Raw genomic sequence first — 19,321 nt, forward strand, 5'->3', positions numbered from 1 at the left:
ATAGATAGAAGATAAGTTAGAAATGATGATTTTCAGCTAAAACAATGGTAAAAATTCCGAGTGATCATTCTATTAGTCCGATTTCTCTTTTTCCAATATTTGATTGCTCTTTAAACGAGACCGTAGAACGAGTTTGGCGCTCAACTTTACGGAGTGCATTAGCGACATTAAAAAAATTGCGAGTTTTCTTTTTATAGGTATAATCTCGTGGTATTATGACCTCATTTACAGACTGTCCTCTGAGATAATGCTGCAAATAATGACTATTATCGGTACCCAAGATATCTGCAAAAATACTGAGCCTACGATTTTTATAGCGCTGATAAATTCCGCTACAGGCTTTTAAAAAAGATTCAGATTGAAGTGTTTCCAGTTGATCTTCCAATCCAATTCCGAGTAATTCACTCGCAGAAGTGCTGCTTTTGTTGCCATACACAAGGATGATATCAATAGAATCAGCCGTTGACTCTTCAATACTTTGACGCACAAAATGGAGTGAGTCAACTGTAAAATCACTAGGTATTAATATACGCGTTGTTTTAGCCATGCTTTTTTTTAGCAAAGTTAAAACGCACATATGGCAACGGAATGAATCTAAAATTAGCTTTCCATTAGAAAGCTCGCAACAGTATTAAAAGGAGATTAGAAATACGATCAAAATTAAAATTACATTAGAATCGAAGGTAAGTGGGTAATTCAATTTCTACAGTGGTGCCTTCACTCACAACAGAATTGACCTTCAATGTCCCACCATGCAACTTAATAATATTTCTGGCCAAAGGAAGTCCAATACCATAACCGTCAATGCCACTCGTATTGGACGCTCTAAAATAGGGATCGTAAATATGGTCCAATTCACGGGAAGGTATTCCGATACCCTTGTCTTTTATTAGAATAAAGACTTTATTATCCAATGCACCCAAAGCAATATAAGCGGTTCTATCGGATGAATACTTACAGGCATTACTGATAATATTGGATAGCGCAAGCTGTAGCAAAATTGCATTTCCATTCACCTTAAGTCGCATACTATCATCTGGTAACAGACTGAAATCTGTGATAATCTTAAATTTATCATTGATGGCCTTCACAGTCAGCTCGGCGTCCATCACGATCTGATCAATACGAACAGGGCTAAATGCGGTCGCATTATTAACAAAACCTGTACGCGCCAACAGTAAAAGTGCTTTTGTTTTCTTTTCCAAATGTTCTGCCGACTCAATGATCTTAAATAATGTTCGTTGGTACTCCTCTGTTGTTCGTTCTTTGGATAAAGCAAGATCCGCCTGTCCTATGATGGATGTCAATGGCGTATTTAGTTCATGTGATGCATTGCTGATAAAGTTCTTTTGTGTCTCGAAAGAGGTTTCTAAGCGCGTTAACATCCGATTAAATGTGAGTGCCAGGCCATGAAGCTCACCTTTATATTTATCCTCATCCAATCGCTTATAGAGATTTTCCGAACCAATCTCTTGCACCTCCTTCATCATCGTCAATATTGGCTTTAAGAACGAACGTTTCATAAAAACCGAAACAACGAATATAAAGAGAATCCCCAAAATCAGACTTATAATAAGCAGATTACGAAGGTAGGCTAAATGGTGTGTATAAAAGTAATTTTCAGCGGAAGCGCCCACAATATACTTTCGACCATTTTGCGAAAAATATTTAGTTGAATAGAATTGATTACCCGACTTGAAATTTGAGCTTCCCTTTTTATTGATTTTATCCCAAAGTTCTTGATGGAATCCCTGGCTTCTTAAAATAGCACCATTGCTATCAAATTCCACCAAAAATTCATGCTGATTATTGAGATTTTCTATAAAATCAAGGCTCCACTGATCAGTCTGGGAGGCAGATTTATTATTCAGAAATTTTTCAGCAGCAATATTTCGCCGCAGATCCAGCCGTTTATAAAAATCTGTAAAAGCAAAATTCGTAACGGAATAAAAAATAAAGCCAACAAAACAACTCACATAAATGACCAGAATTGCAATGAGATAAATAAGCTTTCGATTATAATTGTGCATTTTTAAATATTCAGTCTTCTATTTTTAGAACATATCCCATACCAATAACCGTATGGATCGCTTTTTTGCTCGTTATTTTTTCAATCTTTTTTCTCAAATAATTCACATAAACATCGACAACATTTGATCCAATATCGAAATTTATCCCCCATATTTTGTCCAAAAGCTCCGTTCGCTCAAATACCTTTTTGGGGCTCTGAATAAACAACAAGAGCAAACGATACTCGGTACTTGTCAAATTGAGTTCCTGCCCCTCACAGTAGGCTACTTTTTTATAATCATCGATACTTAGAAAACCATAACTAAATGTGTCTTTTGATGGCTGCAAATCACGTTGTGTTGCCTGTACGATAGACTGTTGTCTGCGGATCAATGAACGTATCCGAGCCTTCAATTCAATTAGCTTAAAGGGCTTGGAAAGATAGTCATCGGCACCATTATCAAGTCCGAGCACCACATTCTCCGGAGTACCAAGTGCAGTCAGCATCATAACAGGTAAATCGGTATACCCCCACTGTCTGATCTGCTTACAAATATCTAGTCCATTAGTTCCCGGCAAAAGAATGTCCAGTAGTACAAGGGAGACATCTTGCTTCGCTAAAAGCTGTTCCAGACCTTCCGAACGCCCCAGATGAATGACTCTATAGCCATCCTCGCCTAAGCCTTGTACGATCAAATCAGCAACATCCTGTTCATCTTCAACCAAAATAATTTTTTGCTCCTCCATATTCGTCATGATGTGTAGTTCGCAGTAATGAACTACGATCCAAACCATAAAAATAACGTTTTGACTCAAGAGACACAAATCCCATTTTTGCCAAAAGCCACACGAAAAGAATCTTACTATTTTTTGCAAAAGTAAAAGCGCTGTATTCATCGATCGTGAAACAGCGCTTTCGCCCTAATCATAAATTGATTCAGCTATAATTTTACTTTACCCATTAACGGGTCCGTCTTACTTGATTTACCAGTCTCTATATGTCCAGCATAGCGAAATTTGACGGCACGATCTTCTGAACTCGTTATTTCAATATCATACCAACCTTCACTCTTGCTGCAATCGATTTCAACCAAAGCGGGATCATCCTTGCGCATTGCCTTCGCATGGAAAAGATCATAGGAACAGTCTTTAAAAAGTAAATCCATATTTAGCGAAACGGATTGTACACAAAGAATAGGTTTTCCAGCGACAACTTTCGTGTACACATCAATTGTAGGAATATGTGACTTTGCGGCTTCAATCATACGATAAAACCCATTAGGGCCATGCAATGCAAATGATATGTACTCTCCTGCAATTTTATCGAATTCCCATTCATACGCTAATTGATCCCCTTCTCGTACCGTAAAATTCCAAACTTTACCTACCGGATGTCCATCATAAGCTACATAGGAAATAACCTGATAAGGCAAACCCGATCCCGCTTTAGCTGTATCGAGCCTTCTTTCCAAGGTTGAGCTGATGGAAAGCATCGTTGGTGTATGCTGTACTTTTAGCTGCAATTCATAAGGTAAAGCACAGGCATCCTTCCACCCCTGCTCTTGCATCTGCATTGCTGCATGATATTGACCTGTCGATTTGATTTCCTCCAGTTTTTGGCTGTCGATTTTCACAAAATCTGTTGGGAGCTTTTTATTCCTAGCGGAGAATATACGTTCAACATACCCGTCTCTGTCTACCGGATTAAGCCTTGTTTTGGCAATGTTATCTACAGGACGAAAAGAAGTTGTTAAGTCGCCACAGACCATTCTTCGCCATTGACTGATGTTTTCTTCCCGTACCACCTTACCCGTTTTCTTCTCCAAAAAATGTTCTAAAAATTGAAGACAGGAGCTGTGGTCAAAAACTTCGGAATTGACCCAACCGCCCTTAGACCAGGGTGAGGCTATCACCATTGGTACTCGATAGCCCAAACCAATAGGACTTTCAAAACTTACATGATTACTATTTTTCCTTTTTCGCTCCTGTTCTAGCGTAACATATTCATCCGAAGTGTCGATTTCTGACACGGCACCCTGATCTTTGTTCGTGCTCAATGGCGGAACAAAAGGAGCTACATGGTCAAAATATCCATCATTTTCGTCATAAGTTAAGATGAAAATCGTCTTTTTCCAAACCTCAGGGTCTTTGGTCAATATATCGAGGACTTCGGATACGTACCATGCCCCATACCAAGGTGAGCCCGGATGATCCGAGAAACGACAAGGTGCCACTAACCATGACACTGTAGGTAATTGGCGATCTTCAACATCTTTTCGAAACTGATAGAAAACATCTCCGGCCGGCACCTCAACTTCCTGCCGCTTTCCACCTTCTTTATAACTTAATTTATCAAGTTTGTGAAAGTTGGGATCAGCTAGATTAGTCACAAAAGCATTACGATGAATATCTTTTTCAAATTGGGATAACTTTTCAAAATTTTCAGGGGTATAATGAATGACATCTCTTTTCAAATTCTCCAATTCCGCTTTGGCTTTGTGCAGCAATTCTTCTTTTGGATTTGTTTCCAAAAATTTATGCAGCTCTTTTACCCGTTCTTTCATCCACTGATAATGTGCCAAATGATATCTTACACCATACTGTTGGTGAAACTCCAGGTTGTTATCTGTAAAATTGGCCAACCAATCTTCCTCTTCTCCTTTAAAGCCTACTGGTAAACTTAGTTCATTTTGATAAACTTTCCACGAGACCCCTGCTTTTTGCAGTCGTTCAGGATAGGTTTTCCATTTGACATCCTTGTAGTTGATTTGACCATTGTCTACATGCGCAACAGATTCGGGATTACGGGGTTCTTCGCGCACTGTACCAGTCCAAAAATACGATCGATTAGCGCTCGTTCCCGTCAATGAAGAACAAAAATGCTGGTCACAAACCGTGAATGCATCTGCAAAAGCATAATAAAAAGGAATATCTGCACGGTTATAATAACCCATCGTTAAAGGCATGGCCTTATATTCTGAATTACCAGAGCTCTTTGCTTCCAACCAATTATCCATTTTCCCGTCATGACGAGCCGCAACCATATCACGCCAGCCATGCGGAAGCGACCCCATCCAAGTCGATTTACTATTGACGATATCTAAATGGAAAGGTGCAAAATATGCACCTTCCTTATTTCCTTGTATCCATACAGGTAGACCATTCGGCAATTTCATCGCGCGGGGATCGTTAAAGCCACGTACGCCCTTCAAAGTTCCAAAACAATGGTCAAACGATCTATTTTCCTGCATCAAAAAGACAACATGTTCGGCATCCAAAAAAGTTGATCCTTTTGGAGCTTCAATCGCCAAGGCTTTTTGTAACGATTCAGGTAGCCAGTTTATCGCTACCGTACTCCCAGCCAGCATCGCTGCTTTTTTTAAAAATATCCTCCTTGAATCCATTATTTTAACCACCAAGTCTGTAAATTAATATTGTCATTTCCGCCAAATTGTGATTTGATCGCATCAGATACATTCGCAGTATTGTTATTGTACTCATCTTGAGGATACATCCAGCGATAGGCTGTTTTCACATTCGCAGATTTACGGAAACCCGGATATCCCGTGCGCAAATGATCAAAATAAGCCGAGTATCCGCCCTGATGAAATGAGCGTAGGTATTTCTGCATCAAGATACGTTCTAGCTTTTGCTCATTGGAGCTAGCTCCGTCAAGACTTACTGAATTTTGTTCAAGATATTTGGCCGCTTGTGCTTCATTTGTATAAGTTCCCAAATTTTTCGCATACTTTTCATAAAATTTGAACGATGCCTGTACTCCTTTGGTATACGTTGCATTGAGATCGCCCGTTATCCAACCTTTCAAAATGGCTTCAGCCAAAATAAACTGCATCTCCGAACAGCCCAATAAGACCAATGGTTCAGCTGTAGGATCTTGATAAAATCGTTCGTGGACTTTCGATAATTTACCTAATACGGCTTTTGCATTCACCTGTGCATAAGGAACAATCGGATCTCCGCCTTCATAAGCCGTAAAGTCATTAATCGCTTTACCCGCTTCTTTGCCTAGTCTTGTTTGTGTTGCGACAGCAAATAACCGTGGATCTTTCAGATCCTGCAACCGTTGGATAAAAGTTGAATCCATATACATTCCCGATCCATAACCGCTTGAGTTAAATTCTGGATATCGATTACCTTCTTGATTCAAAAAGACGAGCTGTCCATCTTCAGCACCGCTAACATCAGTGATCCGGGACTCATTGGTAAATATTTTCGAAAATTCTGTCGCTGCATTAAATGGGAGATCAGTCGTTTTCTTCGAAAGCGTCAATAATACTTTTAGGCGAAATGAATTGACTAGTTTGTTCCAATTGCCACTATTTCCACCATAAATAATATCCCCATTTATGGTGTTATTGTTCTTCTTCAGAATAATACTTGCTTCCTCAAGCTCCTTCAAAACCCCCACCAAAACGTCTTTCTGTGTATCGTATTTCGGTGCAAAAATTGCCGAATTTTCACCTTTTGCTGCTTCTGAATAGGGGACATCACCAAACGTTAAGGTAAGATTATAAAAATAATACGCACGGAAAAATTTTGCTAATGCCAAATAACTTTCAGCGCCAATACGTTCAGCTTCTTCGGTCATCTTGGTAATATTGCGAAGATTACCATATTGCTCAAAGCTTCCCCTTTGCCAATTATAAATTTGATTCGCATTTTCACCATCCGTTTGCACAATCATTTTCAAGGCATATAGTGGTGAGGTACCGTGCCAGGTCCGAAAAGCATCCCATTCTACCTTCGTCAATAAAGCTTGCGGGTGAGTTGTTGTCGCTTCATTTGGATTAACATTTACTTCAGTCAATTTCTGACAAGAAGTCATGATTGAAAGAGAAAATAATCCAAGAAATATATGTTTATTAAATAATTTCATCGTACTACTTTATTAAAACTTAAAATCTAGAGAAAAACCAATATATCGTGTGGAAGGATCTTGTAAGTTTCCATCGTTTCCAACGCCAAAATCAGGATCGATATAAGGTACTTTCTTCCACATAGCTAAATTATAGCCAAATAGTGATGCATTTAGTGCCGTAAGCTGTTTTAATTTAAACACTTTATTGACATCATAACCGACCGAAAGTCGACGCAGTTTTACAAATGATCGATCAAATACATTGGCAAACAGTTTACTTTCAGATTCTGTAACTCTAGCCTGGTAAGGATAATTTTGACTCCAAGCCTGCCAATCAACAGCTTTTGTATTACTTGTATACGTTCGGGTATCTGAAGTAATATTACCGTTCACGTCACGGGTAAGCTCACCTCCTGTTACGATCACCCCATCTGGCACAAAAACTGGTTTCCCTGCATCATATTGTTCCTGACGATATAAGACCGAAGAAGGATGCTTTCCACCCCACCACATTTTTTCTATCGTAGTCGAATTCATGACACCGCCGATAGATCCGTCGAAATCAAGATTTACCTGAAATCCCTTAAATTTAAACTGGTTTGCGAAACCAAATTGCCAGTCCGGTTGAAAGTAACCTAAATATTGTGGAAATGGATTTTTGGTCGGCATACCCGTATTCGGATTCAAGATAACCTTACCATCAGCCGATTTTTCCCAGACAGTACCATAGTAGCTATCTGCACGATCACCTTTTTTAAGATTACCGTATTTCGCTTGGTTATTGTAAATTTCTTCCAAACGCTGAATTGCACGAGACCAGTTTACGGTAGACGTCCACGAAAATTGATCATTTTTAATGATATTTCCTGTCAAAGAAATTTCCAATCCTTTTGTACGGTATTTATTTCCATTCACCTTGCGCGAAGTAAAAGCAGATGCTTGGGAAATACTCAAATCGATGATCTGATTTTTATCCACAACATTATAGTACGTCACATCAGCCGAAAGTCTATTTTTAAAGAAAGCCATAGAAGCACCAACTTCTAAGGAGATAGACTGCTGTGGAAGGATATCAGGGTTAATAATACCTGCAGGATATGTCACTGATGGCGTCGAACCATAGGTCACATCTTTTTTATAAGTTGCGGCAATGCTATAAGGATCCAAATCAGAAGATACCGATGCCCAGGAACTGTACAATTTAACAAAGTCAATTTGCGCTGGCAGTTTAAAATAATCGGAAATAACACTACTTAACGAAACAGATGGATAAAAGAAGGACTGATTGGCTTTCGATAATGTGGATGACCAGTCATTTCTTCCCGAAAAATTCAGATAGGTGGACTTAAATACATTTAAGTTTACGGATGCATAAGCACTTCGGATTATTTTTTCAGTTGTTGTATTTGTTGCCTTAACTGGGCCTTGGGTATTGCCTAAGTTGTAGACAAATGGTACAACTAAACCATCTGTAGTTTGATAAAGCTCACGATAATCTCTTTTGAAAGTGGAAGATCCCGCATTAACGGTTACACCAAAATTGTCAGACAACTGCTTAATATAGGTTGCTAAGACGTCCGCATCAAAATTGAGCTGCTTGCTATCCCAGTTTTTATAATCCCCATTCCGTGAATCGCCATAATTCATGTAAGACTTCGGACTTTGCATGTCCTGGAATAGATTTTTTTGTCTTGCTGCTGCACGACCTTTGATGGTAAATTCAGGTGAAATACGCCAAGTTAAAGCAGTCTGTCCAGCCAAAATATCCTGGTCGTATACCTGGTTCAGCTCATTGGCTGCAAAGTAAGGGTTGTTGTACCATGCATAGTTGTAGTTTGCTTGACGATAGCCCTCCTGTCCCGGAATATAGAGGTGATCCTTTAATTCTTGTCCATTTACATCGTTACCCATCCACAGCAAAATCGTATACATATGGTTTTTAGGCCCATATCCATACCTTGGATAATTTGGAGATTTTACTTTATTATAGGATAAGTTAAGATCTAATTGTACCTCAGGAGTAAAACGGTAAGAGGTATTCAAATTTAATCCACCTGTAGAAAGCTTGGTATTGGGCACCTGACCTTTTTGATAAGCATATTTTCCTGTTCCAAATATGCTTACCTTTTCCGAACGATACGATAATGTCGCATTATTTTCGGTAATAAGTCCAGTTCCAAGGAAATCCTCTAAATTGTTATGTGCGACCCAATCAATCGGCACTCTTTCATAACGTGACTTATCGTTATACTTGGTTCCACTCACATCACCCCACCAAGGAATCACTTCACCAGTTTGCTTATCACGAATCGGACTGTTCCATTGTGCAACCTTTATTCCGGAGTTCAATTTGGGACCCCATGTCATATCTCCATCTGAAATCCCCCCATCAGCACCATCCCAAAACTCATATTTACCGTTGGATCCACTTCCAAACTCCTTCTGTGATTCTGGAAAAACCGTAAATCCTGCAGAAAACATATTACTGGTTCCAACCGAAAACTCCAGCTTATCGCTTTTTGCACTTTTTGTTGTAATTAAGATCGCGCCATTTTTACCGCGTGATCCATATAAAGATGAAGCGGCTGTTCCTTTCAGTACATTGATATTCTCAATGTTTTGACTGGACATGTCGTAAAAATCAGATTCTACAGGAATACCATCTACGACAATAAGTGGGGTCTTACCACGCAATTGAAAAGATGGTGCCTGAAAAATCCCCGTTGGATTATTAACGATAAGACCAGATACTTGTCCCGTTAGCGCTGTACCAATATTCATTGTTTTAGACTCTTTAAGTACGTCTAATTTGACTTCTTGGGTAGCGTAACCAATTTGCTTCTTTTGTTGCTTGATACCAATTGCCGTGACAACAACCTCATCCAACTTTGAATCATCCTTTTCCAAAACCACCACAAGATCCCCATCTGTAGCAGTTATTGTAGCTGTTTTATATCCTAAAGAAGAAACACGGATTTGGTCGCCAACCTGACCTTTCAGATTGAATTTACCATTAAACTCTGTACGCGTACTCTGTTTGCTGGTTTCATTGATGATCGTGCCGCCGTCAATAGGTTTGCCGTCCTGATCCTTAACAATCCCTTTAATAATAGCTTGATCGGCAATTTCGAGCTTGGTAGTTTCATTCGCAAAGTTTGCCCATACGCTATCGACATGTGCCGCATTCAGCAATGCAATAGCTAAGGTCACCTGAGCTGTTTTCCTAAATTGAGGTAGTTTAATAGGTTTCATTATTTTGAATTTTGCCCAAAAAAATGAAACCTATATTACTAGAAGATGAGTAGTATATTAACAATGCAATCTTAAAGATTGCTTAACTTAACATTAACATCGTTCGTGCAGCAGCTATACGCCAACTTGTATATTGAGTTTCCGCATGCTCCGCCGAACCGCATAGATGACTAGAATGAAAATAATCCAATCTATCGCCGCACTCGCTACATAAATGCTGTGTACACCAAAATATTTTGGCGCAATAATTAAGATAGGAATATAAAATACAACCTGCCGCAATACACTGATAAAAGTCGCAGGCTTGGCATGATCAATGGAAGGAAACCACACCATCGCCATAAAAATAAATGGAAGAGCCAATAAAACACTCATATAAATTCTGAAATCCATTAGCTGCTGTATCGAAAAAGTAGATCCTGGTATCATGATCGATAGCACAGCAACGGGATGAAACATCACCAGCAACCAGAATGGAAGTAGAATTAGCAGTCCAGTAATGGCAAATAAGCGGTACGAATTGATACTTCTCCTATACTGACCAGCACCGTAGTTCATCCCAGTTACAGGCTGCAAAGCCCGCATAAGTCCCCATAATGGGGTGTTTAATAAAATATAAAGCCTATTGACCGCTGTAAAAAACGTAATGTCCATATCATTCCCGTAATTGGCCAATGCGTTGAAGACAACAATATTCTGGATTACAATCATGACCATCATGACAAAACCAGGCATGCCTAACGAAAACGTCTCTTTTAAAATCGACAAATCCCAAGATAAAGACCAAAATTTTGTTTTGAATGAAGCCTTTCCCCCGGCGTAATACCATACACCTAAAAATGTATAGATGATCATCGATATATTGGTTGCCCAGGCTGCTCCTGAAACACCCCAACCAAAATGTTGTATAAAAACTGGTTTAAGTAAGACATCAACAAGCAATCCTATTGCAATCATCCAGGCCGCAGTTTTCATACGACCCTCCGCACGAATGATCATATTGAGGGCCAAGCCATAAATCCAGAAAAAACTACCCAATATGGTTGCTCGAAAGTAATCGACCCCAAGGGCCAATATCTCACCTCGCCCGCCCATCATATAGACCAATCTGTCGGCTAATACATAACAAGGGAGCGTAATTATAAGAGAGAAAATAATAGTCAAAAAATGCACCGTACCAAATGACCTATGTAATTTCTCAAGTTGATCCCCACCTATCCAAATACTAATTGCTGCCCCCATACCTGTTCCGATCAGGGTACCAAAACCTTGAGCAAATTGGGCCAAAGGATAGGTTACACCCACTGCTGCCAAAGCTGTATTGTTAATCAGATGACCAACAAAAATACCATCCAGAAAATTGTTCAGTCCATACAGGACCATTGCAATCACGGCAGGCCACGACATCTGCCACATCACGCTACTTAACTTCTCATTTAAGATCAGTTGTTTCTGTTTCTCCATAACCTATCGTAAACGTTAAGCCTGGATTTCTTCACTCTCACTACGGCGATCTGTAGCAGATTTATCTTCCGCAACTCCAGCTTTCCAATACGAATAAGCATAAAGCTCCTCTCTTCCCCAACCGAGATCCTTACGCAAAAAATTGCGAATCTCCTTAACTGTCGAAAATTCAGCAGCTATATAAGCAAATTTGTCCTGTGTAGGCAAGGATCTGATCTTCACCAAATCCGCCAAAAGGCTACCTTCCTGTGGCGTATCATTATGTATCCAGATAAAATCAATAGCAGCCTTAGTCTTCAATTGCTGTATATCTTCGCTACCATGTACTTCAATCATACAGATTCCCTTTGCCGAAGGTGGCAAATCTTCTAAGATTGCACCCAAAACAGGAATTGCAGTTGCATCCCCAACAAGCAGATAGTTCACTGCAACTTCATAGAGTGGCGTCTTACCTGCTTTCATTAGAATCCCGAGCGCATCGCCAGGTTTTGCAGCCATCGCCCAAGCGGAAGCTGGCCCCTCATCACCATGGGCAACGAAATCAATCCATACCTCATTTCTATCAAGGTTGATACCGCGATGTGTGTAAGTTCGAACTGTTGGCCTGATCGCTTCATCCATCGGCTTCCACTGCCCGCGTTCATAATCAAATTCCGGAAAATAAATGCGATCTACATGCTTTGGCGGAATCAAAATCTTATTATTGACTCCGACGGTCGTATTAGCGATTTGATCTACACCATCACCAGTCAAATACACACGAATATAATGTGGTGTCAGATATTCCTTTCTACTTACAGTCAGGGCGAGCTGTATTACTTTCATTTCAGTTTTTCCCATGATTTTCTAATTACGTACCTATTTGATCATAAGATTATTATTAAGAATCTTTCTAAACAAAGGTAATTATTCGATTTTTATCAAACCAATTCATGTGCTACTAAAACTTCCGTAAAAAGGAATAAAAAGTCCGTAAAGTGTGAAAAAACTCTTCCCTATTAGAAGGCATTTTTCAGCTTACTTGGTGGGATGCCAAATTTACGTTTAAAGGCGTCCGAAAAATGGCGTTGATTTTTGTAACCAACCAAATCAGAGACTTCACCGATTGTTCGATCTTCATCTAAGATCAACTTCTTAGCATGCTCCATTTTTGCGTCATGCCAAAAACCGAAAACAGTCGTACCAAAGAGCTCCTTAAAGCCTTTTTTCAAGGTAAATTCATTGGTACCCACCAAATGTGCGAGATTGACCAATGTACTATTGCTGTCCATATTTTTTAGAAGAAACTCACGAACGGCATATATCTTATCGATGTCGGCTTTTTTTAACGAAACTGCTACAATACCCTCTTCCTGAAACTGTTCCAATTGAAGAAGCAAGAGCTCCATAATCTTTGCTTCCAGGAAAATTTTCTTAAAAATTCCCTTTCGTTGGCAATTGATTACATCGTTGATAATTTCATACATATCGTGAGTAATACGTCTATGCATATCGGTCAGCAATCCCGATTTACCACGGTCAATAGCATTCCGAAAATCTGCAAAGAATTTAGAATCTTCAGGCAAGAATCTTTTAAAAAATTCGGGCGATAAGTTTATTTCACATAACTGAAACTCCTGATTCCCCCACTCCATTTGACCACACATTGAATTTCCGTAAATAATATTATGCTGGTAGGTCTCAAAATTTACACCTAAGGGCATCATTTCGCCACTCGCCTGACTATTGCCTTTTAAGGCAAAGTGCATTTCAACTGTTTCAAAATCACTTTCAAAACGAAACCGCATCCGTTTAAATAACTGTGCATGACCGTAACCAATATGAATACCATCGAAGAAAACCTCCTTATAAAAACCTTTCCCAAATGTAGTATCTAAATGTGTTACAGATTCATAAATTCCCGTGTCGACGGAAAAGCAGGTACTTGGGTAAGTCCGCTCCAATAATAAACTGGGTGAATCAATTTCATATAGTCTAAGTGCCATTATTAACTTCCTGTAATCAGTTTCAAATAATTACCGGTCTTTTTGCTTGGGAGGTTTCTTTCAAGAAAAAACTCCTTTCGACGGACATTTTACTCCTTTATCCAGACCCTATAACAGTAGAATTGCTGTTACCTTTGGCTAAAGTATAAAATTATTTAGAATCATTCTTAATTATTTAAAAAATAATTCACCATGTATACAAATAGCAATCAGAATATACCTTCAGACGATACGGATAAAACTACAGAGAAGGTCAAAAATTTAAGCGGAGAATTTCGAAAGAGCAAACAGTTCATAGAACCAAATATGGACTGCTGTCTTATTATGAACGAGAGTATCTACAATAATATTAAAATTGCTAATCCGAGGGCGACTAAACACGATATTATCTTAGCAGCGGAAAAGGCAAAAGTGCTGGATTTTGCCTGGGAGTTTCCAAAGGGATTGGATACCTTAATTAGTACCGGTAAACCGCTATCTACCCTGCAGCAGCAGCAAATTCAGCTGGCACGTCAATTTTTAAGAACACTTTCTTAAAGTAGCGACAAAGTAGCCCATGCCATTACTTTTGGATATTGTAATGGCATAGAAAGTTAGTTCAATCGGCTGTTACCGAATCCAGCCTTCGACAAGATCCCGATGCTGTTCAACCCATTGTTTTGCAACAGCTTCTTTATTTTTACTAGCCTCCATCTCGGACAACAAATTTGCCATAGCTGTTTCATCAAAATAGATTTTAGAAAAAAACTTCGCTAACTCAGGCTGTTCGATTTTAAAAGCTTTTCGTGTAAAAATTTTAATTTGCTCTGCATCGCCCAGTGTCTTTTTAGGATCTTCCAAAAACTTTAATTTCATTTTAGCAAACATCCAATGGGGCTGCCAACCGGCTACAACAATCCAACGTTTCGCCCTGATTGCATTTTGCAATTCTGTAATCATCGCTACAGTAGAAGAATTTATCTGCCTGTAATCTAAACCATAGTCTACAATAACCTGATCTACAGCCCTTGTGATTCCAGCTCCTTTTTCAATACCAATAATTTGTCCGTTGAACTCTTCCCGATGTGTTTTCAATTCTTCAATGTTATCAATCGATACGTAATCCGGTACAACAAGTCCATTTCGCGCATGACTATAACTCGTCCCGAGCTCCTGTAGGTTGGGGAATTTGGCGACTTTGCTACCATGCGTCAACGGTAACCAGACATCTAAATACACATCGGTATCTCCATTGTTCATCGAAGCCAATATCATATCAGGAGTAGCACGCTGTATGACAACATGATAACCTTTCTCCTCCATAATAACTTTTGCGACCTCTGTCATTGCGACTCCTTCGGCCCAGCCATCGACCATACCAATATGAATAATATTTTTATTCCGTCCTGTGTTACATGACGCAAGCAACAACACCATCAGACACAATACCATACTTTTAATTTTCCTCATACTATGCTTTCTTTTTTACAAAGCCCTGCGTGATTCGATCCAAAATAATAGCGAGAATCACCACAGACAAACCACTTTCAAAACCAAGACCAATATCCAAGTTGTTAATACCCTCAAGCACTTTTTCTCCCAAGCCACCAGCAGCAATCATTCCGGCAATAACAACCATCGATAAAGACAGTAATATGGTCTGATTGATCCCTGCTAAGATTGTTTTGGTAGCCAAAGGCAACTCTACTTTAAACAAGATCTGGGTATTGGTCGCCCCAAAAGAACGTGCAGCCTCTACAATATCCTTTGGCACGGCATCAATTCCCAAGGTCGTCAAACGCACAGCTGGGGGCATCGCAAATATAATGGTGGCAAAAGCGCCCGGTACTTTACCGATACTAAAAAACAGCACTGCTGGAATTAAGTAGACAAAGGCAGGCATCGTCTGCATCAAATCAAGCAATGGACGAATGATTTTTGCAGCTAACTTATTTTTTGCAGCCCATACGCCCAAAGGAACCGAAATAACCAGCGCTGTCGCCGTCGCGACTAATACCAATGCTAAGGTTTCCATCGTGGCGACCCAAAATCCCATCAGATAAATCAATGTTAACCCTAACACTGTTGTCAATGCTACCCCTTTACCCGATTTCCACCAGGCTAATGCCGTAAACAAAGCGATCACAATAAAAAAAGGGATGGTTGTTAACACCCATTCCAATCCTAGAATGGAGGCATTACCTGTATTTTTTATCAGATTAAAAAACGGTTCTAAATGATCTGTCAGCCAATTGACGGCTACAGCTATATATTGTCCTATATCGATTACTTTATTCATTTCTACTGATTATTTGCTTTCTCTTTTAATTCAATAATTTCTTCTTCATTATATTTTGTCGCCTCGATAATCAAAGAGGTTTGTGTAACGATACCCAATAAGCGACTGTGTTCATTCACTACAGCAATGGGCGATCTAACCTCGGATATCAAGGGCAGCATTTCTTCTACGGTCACTTCCTTTGACACCGTTGGAACGTTGGTATGTATAATGGATTCCACTGTAGGTTCCTTGCGCTTGGCCGACTGAATAACTTCATTTATGTGAACAAAACCGAGAAAAGTGTCATGTGCATCGACTACCGGCAGAATTTCAATTCCAGTAGCTCTCATTTTCCGCAAAGCCCCCTCGGGACCGTCTTTTTTGAAACGCACCACAGTAGGTTTTTCAAACATCAGCGATCCCGCTGAAATAATGGATTTACGATCCACCTTCTCCACAAAGGCTTTAACATACTCGCTTGCCGGATTTGTAAGGATATCTTCCGCTGTACCAATCTGTTCAATAACGCCATCCTTCATAATGGCAATACGATCGCCTAATTTTATTGCTTCATCCAAATCATGCGTAATAAATACAATTGTTTTTTGAAGATTATCCTGGAGCTCGAGCAGCTGATCTTGCATTTCAGTTTTAATCAGGGGATCCAATGCTGAAAATGCTTCATCCATCAGTAACACTTCCGGATCATTTGCAAGTGCACGGGCTAGGCCGACACGCTGCTGCATACCGCCAGAGAGCTGAGCGGGCAGCTGTTGCTCGAATCCATTCAAACCAACGATATCAAGCGCTTTTTGGGCTTTCGATTCGCGTTTCTCCTTTTCCTCCCCCCTGAGTTCCAAACCGAAGGCAGCATTGCTCAGTACAGTGTGATGGGGCAACAACCCAAACTTCTGAAAAACCATACTCATTTCTGTTCGGCGAACCTCAAGGAGATCCTTATTATTTTTCCCCGTAATATCCTCGCCATTAATAAATACTTTGCCCGACGTCGGCTCATTCAAGCGATTGAGGCATCGAAGCAAGGTAGATTTACCGCTTCCGGATAGCCCCATGATAACGAAAAATTCACCTTCGAAAATTTCAAAATTAGCTTTGTTGATCCCAATCGTACAATCAGTCTTTGCTAAGATCTCCTTTTTCGAGAAACCTTCGTTCAGCAATTTCAGAGCTTGCTTCTTCTGTTTCCCAAAAACAAGCACCAAGTCCTCCACTTTTACTTTTATCTTTCTAGTTTTATCCATTCTTTAATTTTTTTAAACATAGGTAAACCATCCGGGCATAAGTAATCCACCAAGGTTCAACACCTACGTTGTTTTCATTGCAATAAAATATCCCTACAGTTGAGTTCGTTTGATCGAAATCCTACTATTCAGTTCAATCAACTTATTAACTAACATACTTTACTCTCGGTTCGATAAGAGCAATGATGAAAAAGAAACTAATCTTTTAAAGACGAAATGCACTAAAGCATCTCCAAAATATACTTCAACAAGTATAACGAACAACCTAGACCATGCCATTCGGCGCATCGTCCATAGCGGAATAAACTCACGCCATTCTGTCTTTTGACAGTACAAAGGTACGAAAAATAAATTAAATGACTTTTTCACATCATACTACACTGAAATACAGCGCTTAAGAACAACTCTAAAAAAAGGTCGGTCATCGAAAAATTTTCGATGACCGACCTCGTTACTTAAATTTGATTATTCGCCCCAGTTAGGATTTTGAGTAAGGTTGGGATTCAACTGTCTTTCTTGTACAGGTATTGGATATAAATAGTCTTTCTTCTCATCAAAGACCTTCTTGATATGTGCATTGATAATCACATTTCCTTTATTTCCATTTTCCAACAAGATTTCTGAACCTAATTTCAACAGCTGAATACCAGAAGCTGCAGGCTTATCACCTTCATAAATCCAAATATCATCCTTTCCATCATTATCTAAATCAAACCTACCTATGCCGGGGAAATACATACCCTTAAATTGTCTAGTAACCAGTTGTCCACTTTTCCATCTTAAAATATCGTCCCAACGGAAAGATTCCATGACCAATTCAATACGGCGTTCTCTTCTTATTTCCAGCAGTATGCCTTTCATATCGCCGTTTATATTGGGATAATCCTTTGCTAAAAATGCATCAGGATTTGAATTAGCCTGCAGCAGATTTATATTAGGCATCCCCACACGATCTCTTATGAGTTTGATCGACTTATCCAGATCAGCCTGACTTAATATGCCCAACTCAGCCTTCGCTTCAGCATAATTTAACAACACTTCAGCATACCTAAATATTGGCATATCATTCTCTGAACGATTATAATTATCATACTTAACGTCTCCAACAAATTTAATCAATTGATAACCCGTCACAGAATTGCCAAAATTTGGAGCAATTGGAGCTGCCCCACCAATACGCTTATATCCTGGCGTACGGATGGTCTGACTCAAGCGAGGATCACGATTTTGCACCTCCTCTTTAAAAGTCATCGTTTGATAATTGGATTTATCCGTAAACCTTGTCCCATCTTTCATTAGATAAGAATCAACCAAATTTTTATCTAATCCCGGCTTTCCGTAGGATGCTGTAATCGTATAATAGTTTACGTTGTGCCAAATCTGCAATGCATCCGAAAATTTACGCGCTAAAATCACCTCCTGCGGCAAACTATTGACGCTATAAAACAACGCGCCATATGAATCTGTTCCGGCAGCATTGTACAAGCTATATTGTGCTCCTTCCATGAGCTTATTCGCAGCGTCGGCAGCTTTCTCCAATAGGCTGTTCGCCTCAGGCAAATTAAATTCAGTATGATATTTACGAAATGTACCTTCAAAAAGGGCCACACGAGATTTTAATGCTAATGCAGTCCATTTCGTCACCTTTTCATCACTTTTTGTAGCCGAGAGATTGGCAATAGCATAATCCAAATCAGCAAGGATGTTCGATACCACTAAAGTTCGAGGATCACGAGGCCTCTTAAGCTGTTCTTCATCATTTTGATCTATTACCTTGTCATACCAAGGTACATCTCCAAAACGTTTCAGTTTATCGAAATAAAAATAAGCCCGAAAAAAACGTGCTTCGGCAGCATAAGGCGCAGCAGTTGCCTCCGAAACGGTATTAAAGCAGTTTGCCAAAAAGTAATTGATATTCCGAAGATTCCCCCAAGTCCATCCGCCGCCACTTATCGGAACCTGTCTTTTTCCTGTCAATTCATCATCCAGCGTTGTTTTAACAATATTATCAACAGACTCATTGTATACACCCTCGGCCGATGGAAGTGCGACATCGTAGAAAGACTTCGTAAATAAAGCCAGATCTTTTTCTGTCTTAAAAGAAGCTTCAGGAGTGACTGCTGACTCAGGAAGACGCTCCAGATAATCTTTGCTGCAAGCCATCACACCGCAGCTTAACAATGCATATATATATATTATTTTTTTCATG

At 39.6% G+C, this 19,321-nt stretch carries 14 protein-coding genes; 1 reads left to right on the plus strand and 13 read right to left on the minus strand.

Annotated elements, in window-relative coordinates; all coding sequences use genetic code 11:
- Nucleotides 1-64: 64 nt before the first annotated feature.
- From B3C94_RS19965 to B3C94_RS20005, 9 genes are all read right to left on the minus strand, one after another.
- On the minus strand, nt 65-547 hold the full coding sequence (locus tag B3C94_RS19965) for a hypothetical protein (RefSeq protein WP_286709889.1): 483 nt from the start codon (nt 545-547) through the stop codon (nt 65-67).
- Nucleotides 548-671: 124 nt separating this feature from the next.
- Nucleotides 672-2,030, minus strand: a complete 1,359-nt coding sequence (locus B3C94_RS19970) for a HAMP domain-containing sensor histidine kinase (protein WP_293906982.1) — start codon at nt 2,028-2,030, stop codon at nt 672-674.
- Between the two features lie 10 nt (nt 2,031-2,040).
- Nucleotides 2,041-2,805: a response regulator transcription factor gene (locus B3C94_RS19975; RefSeq protein WP_293906984.1), complete on the minus strand. Its 765-nt coding sequence runs from the start codon at nt 2,803-2,805 to the stop codon at nt 2,041-2,043.
- Nucleotides 2,806-2,951: 146 nt separating this feature from the next.
- Nucleotides 2,952-5,414 (minus strand): phosphocholine-specific phospholipase C, encoded by a 2,463-nt coding sequence (locus B3C94_RS19980; RefSeq protein ID WP_293907000.1) that lies wholly within the window; start codon nt 5,412-5,414, stop codon nt 2,952-2,954.
- The gene (locus tag B3C94_RS19985; protein ID WP_293907002.1) at nt 5,414-6,907 is read right to left on the minus strand and encodes a SusD/RagB family nutrient-binding outer membrane lipoprotein; all 1,494 of its coding nucleotides are present in this window, start codon (nt 6,905-6,907) and stop codon (nt 5,414-5,416) included. Before B3C94_RS19985 ends, B3C94_RS19980 begins: the two co-directional genes overlap by 1 nt.
- 12 nt (nt 6,908-6,919) lie before the next feature.
- Nucleotides 6,920-10,141 carry a SusC/RagA family TonB-linked outer membrane protein gene (locus B3C94_RS19990; RefSeq protein WP_293907004.1) on the minus strand — a complete coding sequence of 1,074 codons (3,222 nt, stop codon included), beginning with the start codon at nt 10,139-10,141 and terminating at the stop codon, nt 6,920-6,922.
- 114 nt (nt 10,142-10,255) lie between these two features.
- Nucleotides 10,256-11,605 carry an MATE family efflux transporter gene (locus B3C94_RS19995; RefSeq protein WP_293907006.1) on the minus strand — a complete coding sequence of 450 codons (1,350 nt, stop codon included), beginning with the start codon at nt 11,603-11,605 and terminating at the stop codon, nt 10,256-10,258.
- A gap of 15 nt (nt 11,606-11,620) precedes the next feature.
- A complete protein-coding gene (locus B3C94_RS20000) occupies nt 11,621-12,445 on the minus strand; it encodes a siderophore-interacting protein (RefSeq protein ID WP_293907008.1) in 825 nt (274 codons plus the stop codon).
- A gap of 158 nt (nt 12,446-12,603) precedes the next feature.
- Nucleotides 12,604-13,590, minus strand: coding sequence for a helix-turn-helix transcriptional regulator (locus B3C94_RS20005; protein ID WP_293907010.1), 987 nt, complete (start codon nt 13,588-13,590; stop codon nt 12,604-12,606).
- 192 nt (nt 13,591-13,782) lie between these two features.
- On the opposite strand from B3C94_RS20005, the gene B3C94_RS20010 reads away from it, so the two are divergent.
- Nucleotides 13,783-14,127 (plus strand): hypothetical protein, encoded by a 345-nt coding sequence (locus B3C94_RS20010; protein ID WP_293907012.1) that lies wholly within the window; start codon nt 13,783-13,785, stop codon nt 14,125-14,127.
- Between the two features lie 72 nt (nt 14,128-14,199).
- On the opposite strand, the gene B3C94_RS20015 is transcribed toward B3C94_RS20010, so the two are convergent.
- The 4 genes from B3C94_RS20015 to B3C94_RS20030 all read right to left on the minus strand — a co-directional run bounded on the left by B3C94_RS20015 (nt 14,200) and on the right by B3C94_RS20030 (nt 19,320).
- Nucleotides 14,200-15,039, minus strand: coding sequence for a glycine betaine ABC transporter substrate-binding protein (locus B3C94_RS20015; RefSeq protein ID WP_293907014.1), 840 nt, complete (start codon nt 15,037-15,039; stop codon nt 14,200-14,202).
- 1 nt (nt 15,040) lies between these two features.
- Entirely contained in the window at nt 15,041-15,868 is an 828-nt protein-coding gene (locus tag B3C94_RS20020) for an ABC transporter permease (protein WP_293907016.1), read from the minus strand.
- A 2-nt stretch (nt 15,869-15,870) separates the two neighbouring features.
- A complete protein-coding gene (locus tag B3C94_RS20025; RefSeq protein ID WP_293907018.1) occupies nt 15,871-17,112 on the minus strand; it encodes a quaternary amine ABC transporter ATP-binding protein in 1,242 nt (413 codons plus the stop codon).
- Between the two features lie 465 nt (nt 17,113-17,577).
- The gene (locus B3C94_RS20030; RefSeq protein WP_293907020.1) at nt 17,578-19,320 is read right to left on the minus strand and encodes a RagB/SusD family nutrient uptake outer membrane protein; all 1,743 of its coding nucleotides are present in this window, start codon (nt 19,318-19,320) and stop codon (nt 17,578-17,580) included.
- Nucleotide 19,321 lies beyond the last annotated feature (1 nt).

This window comes from Sphingobacterium sp. UBA5670, from assembly GCF_002420705.1.
In the GTDB taxonomy this organism is placed as follows: Bacteria; Bacteroidota; Bacteroidia; order Sphingobacteriales; family Sphingobacteriaceae; genus Sphingobacterium.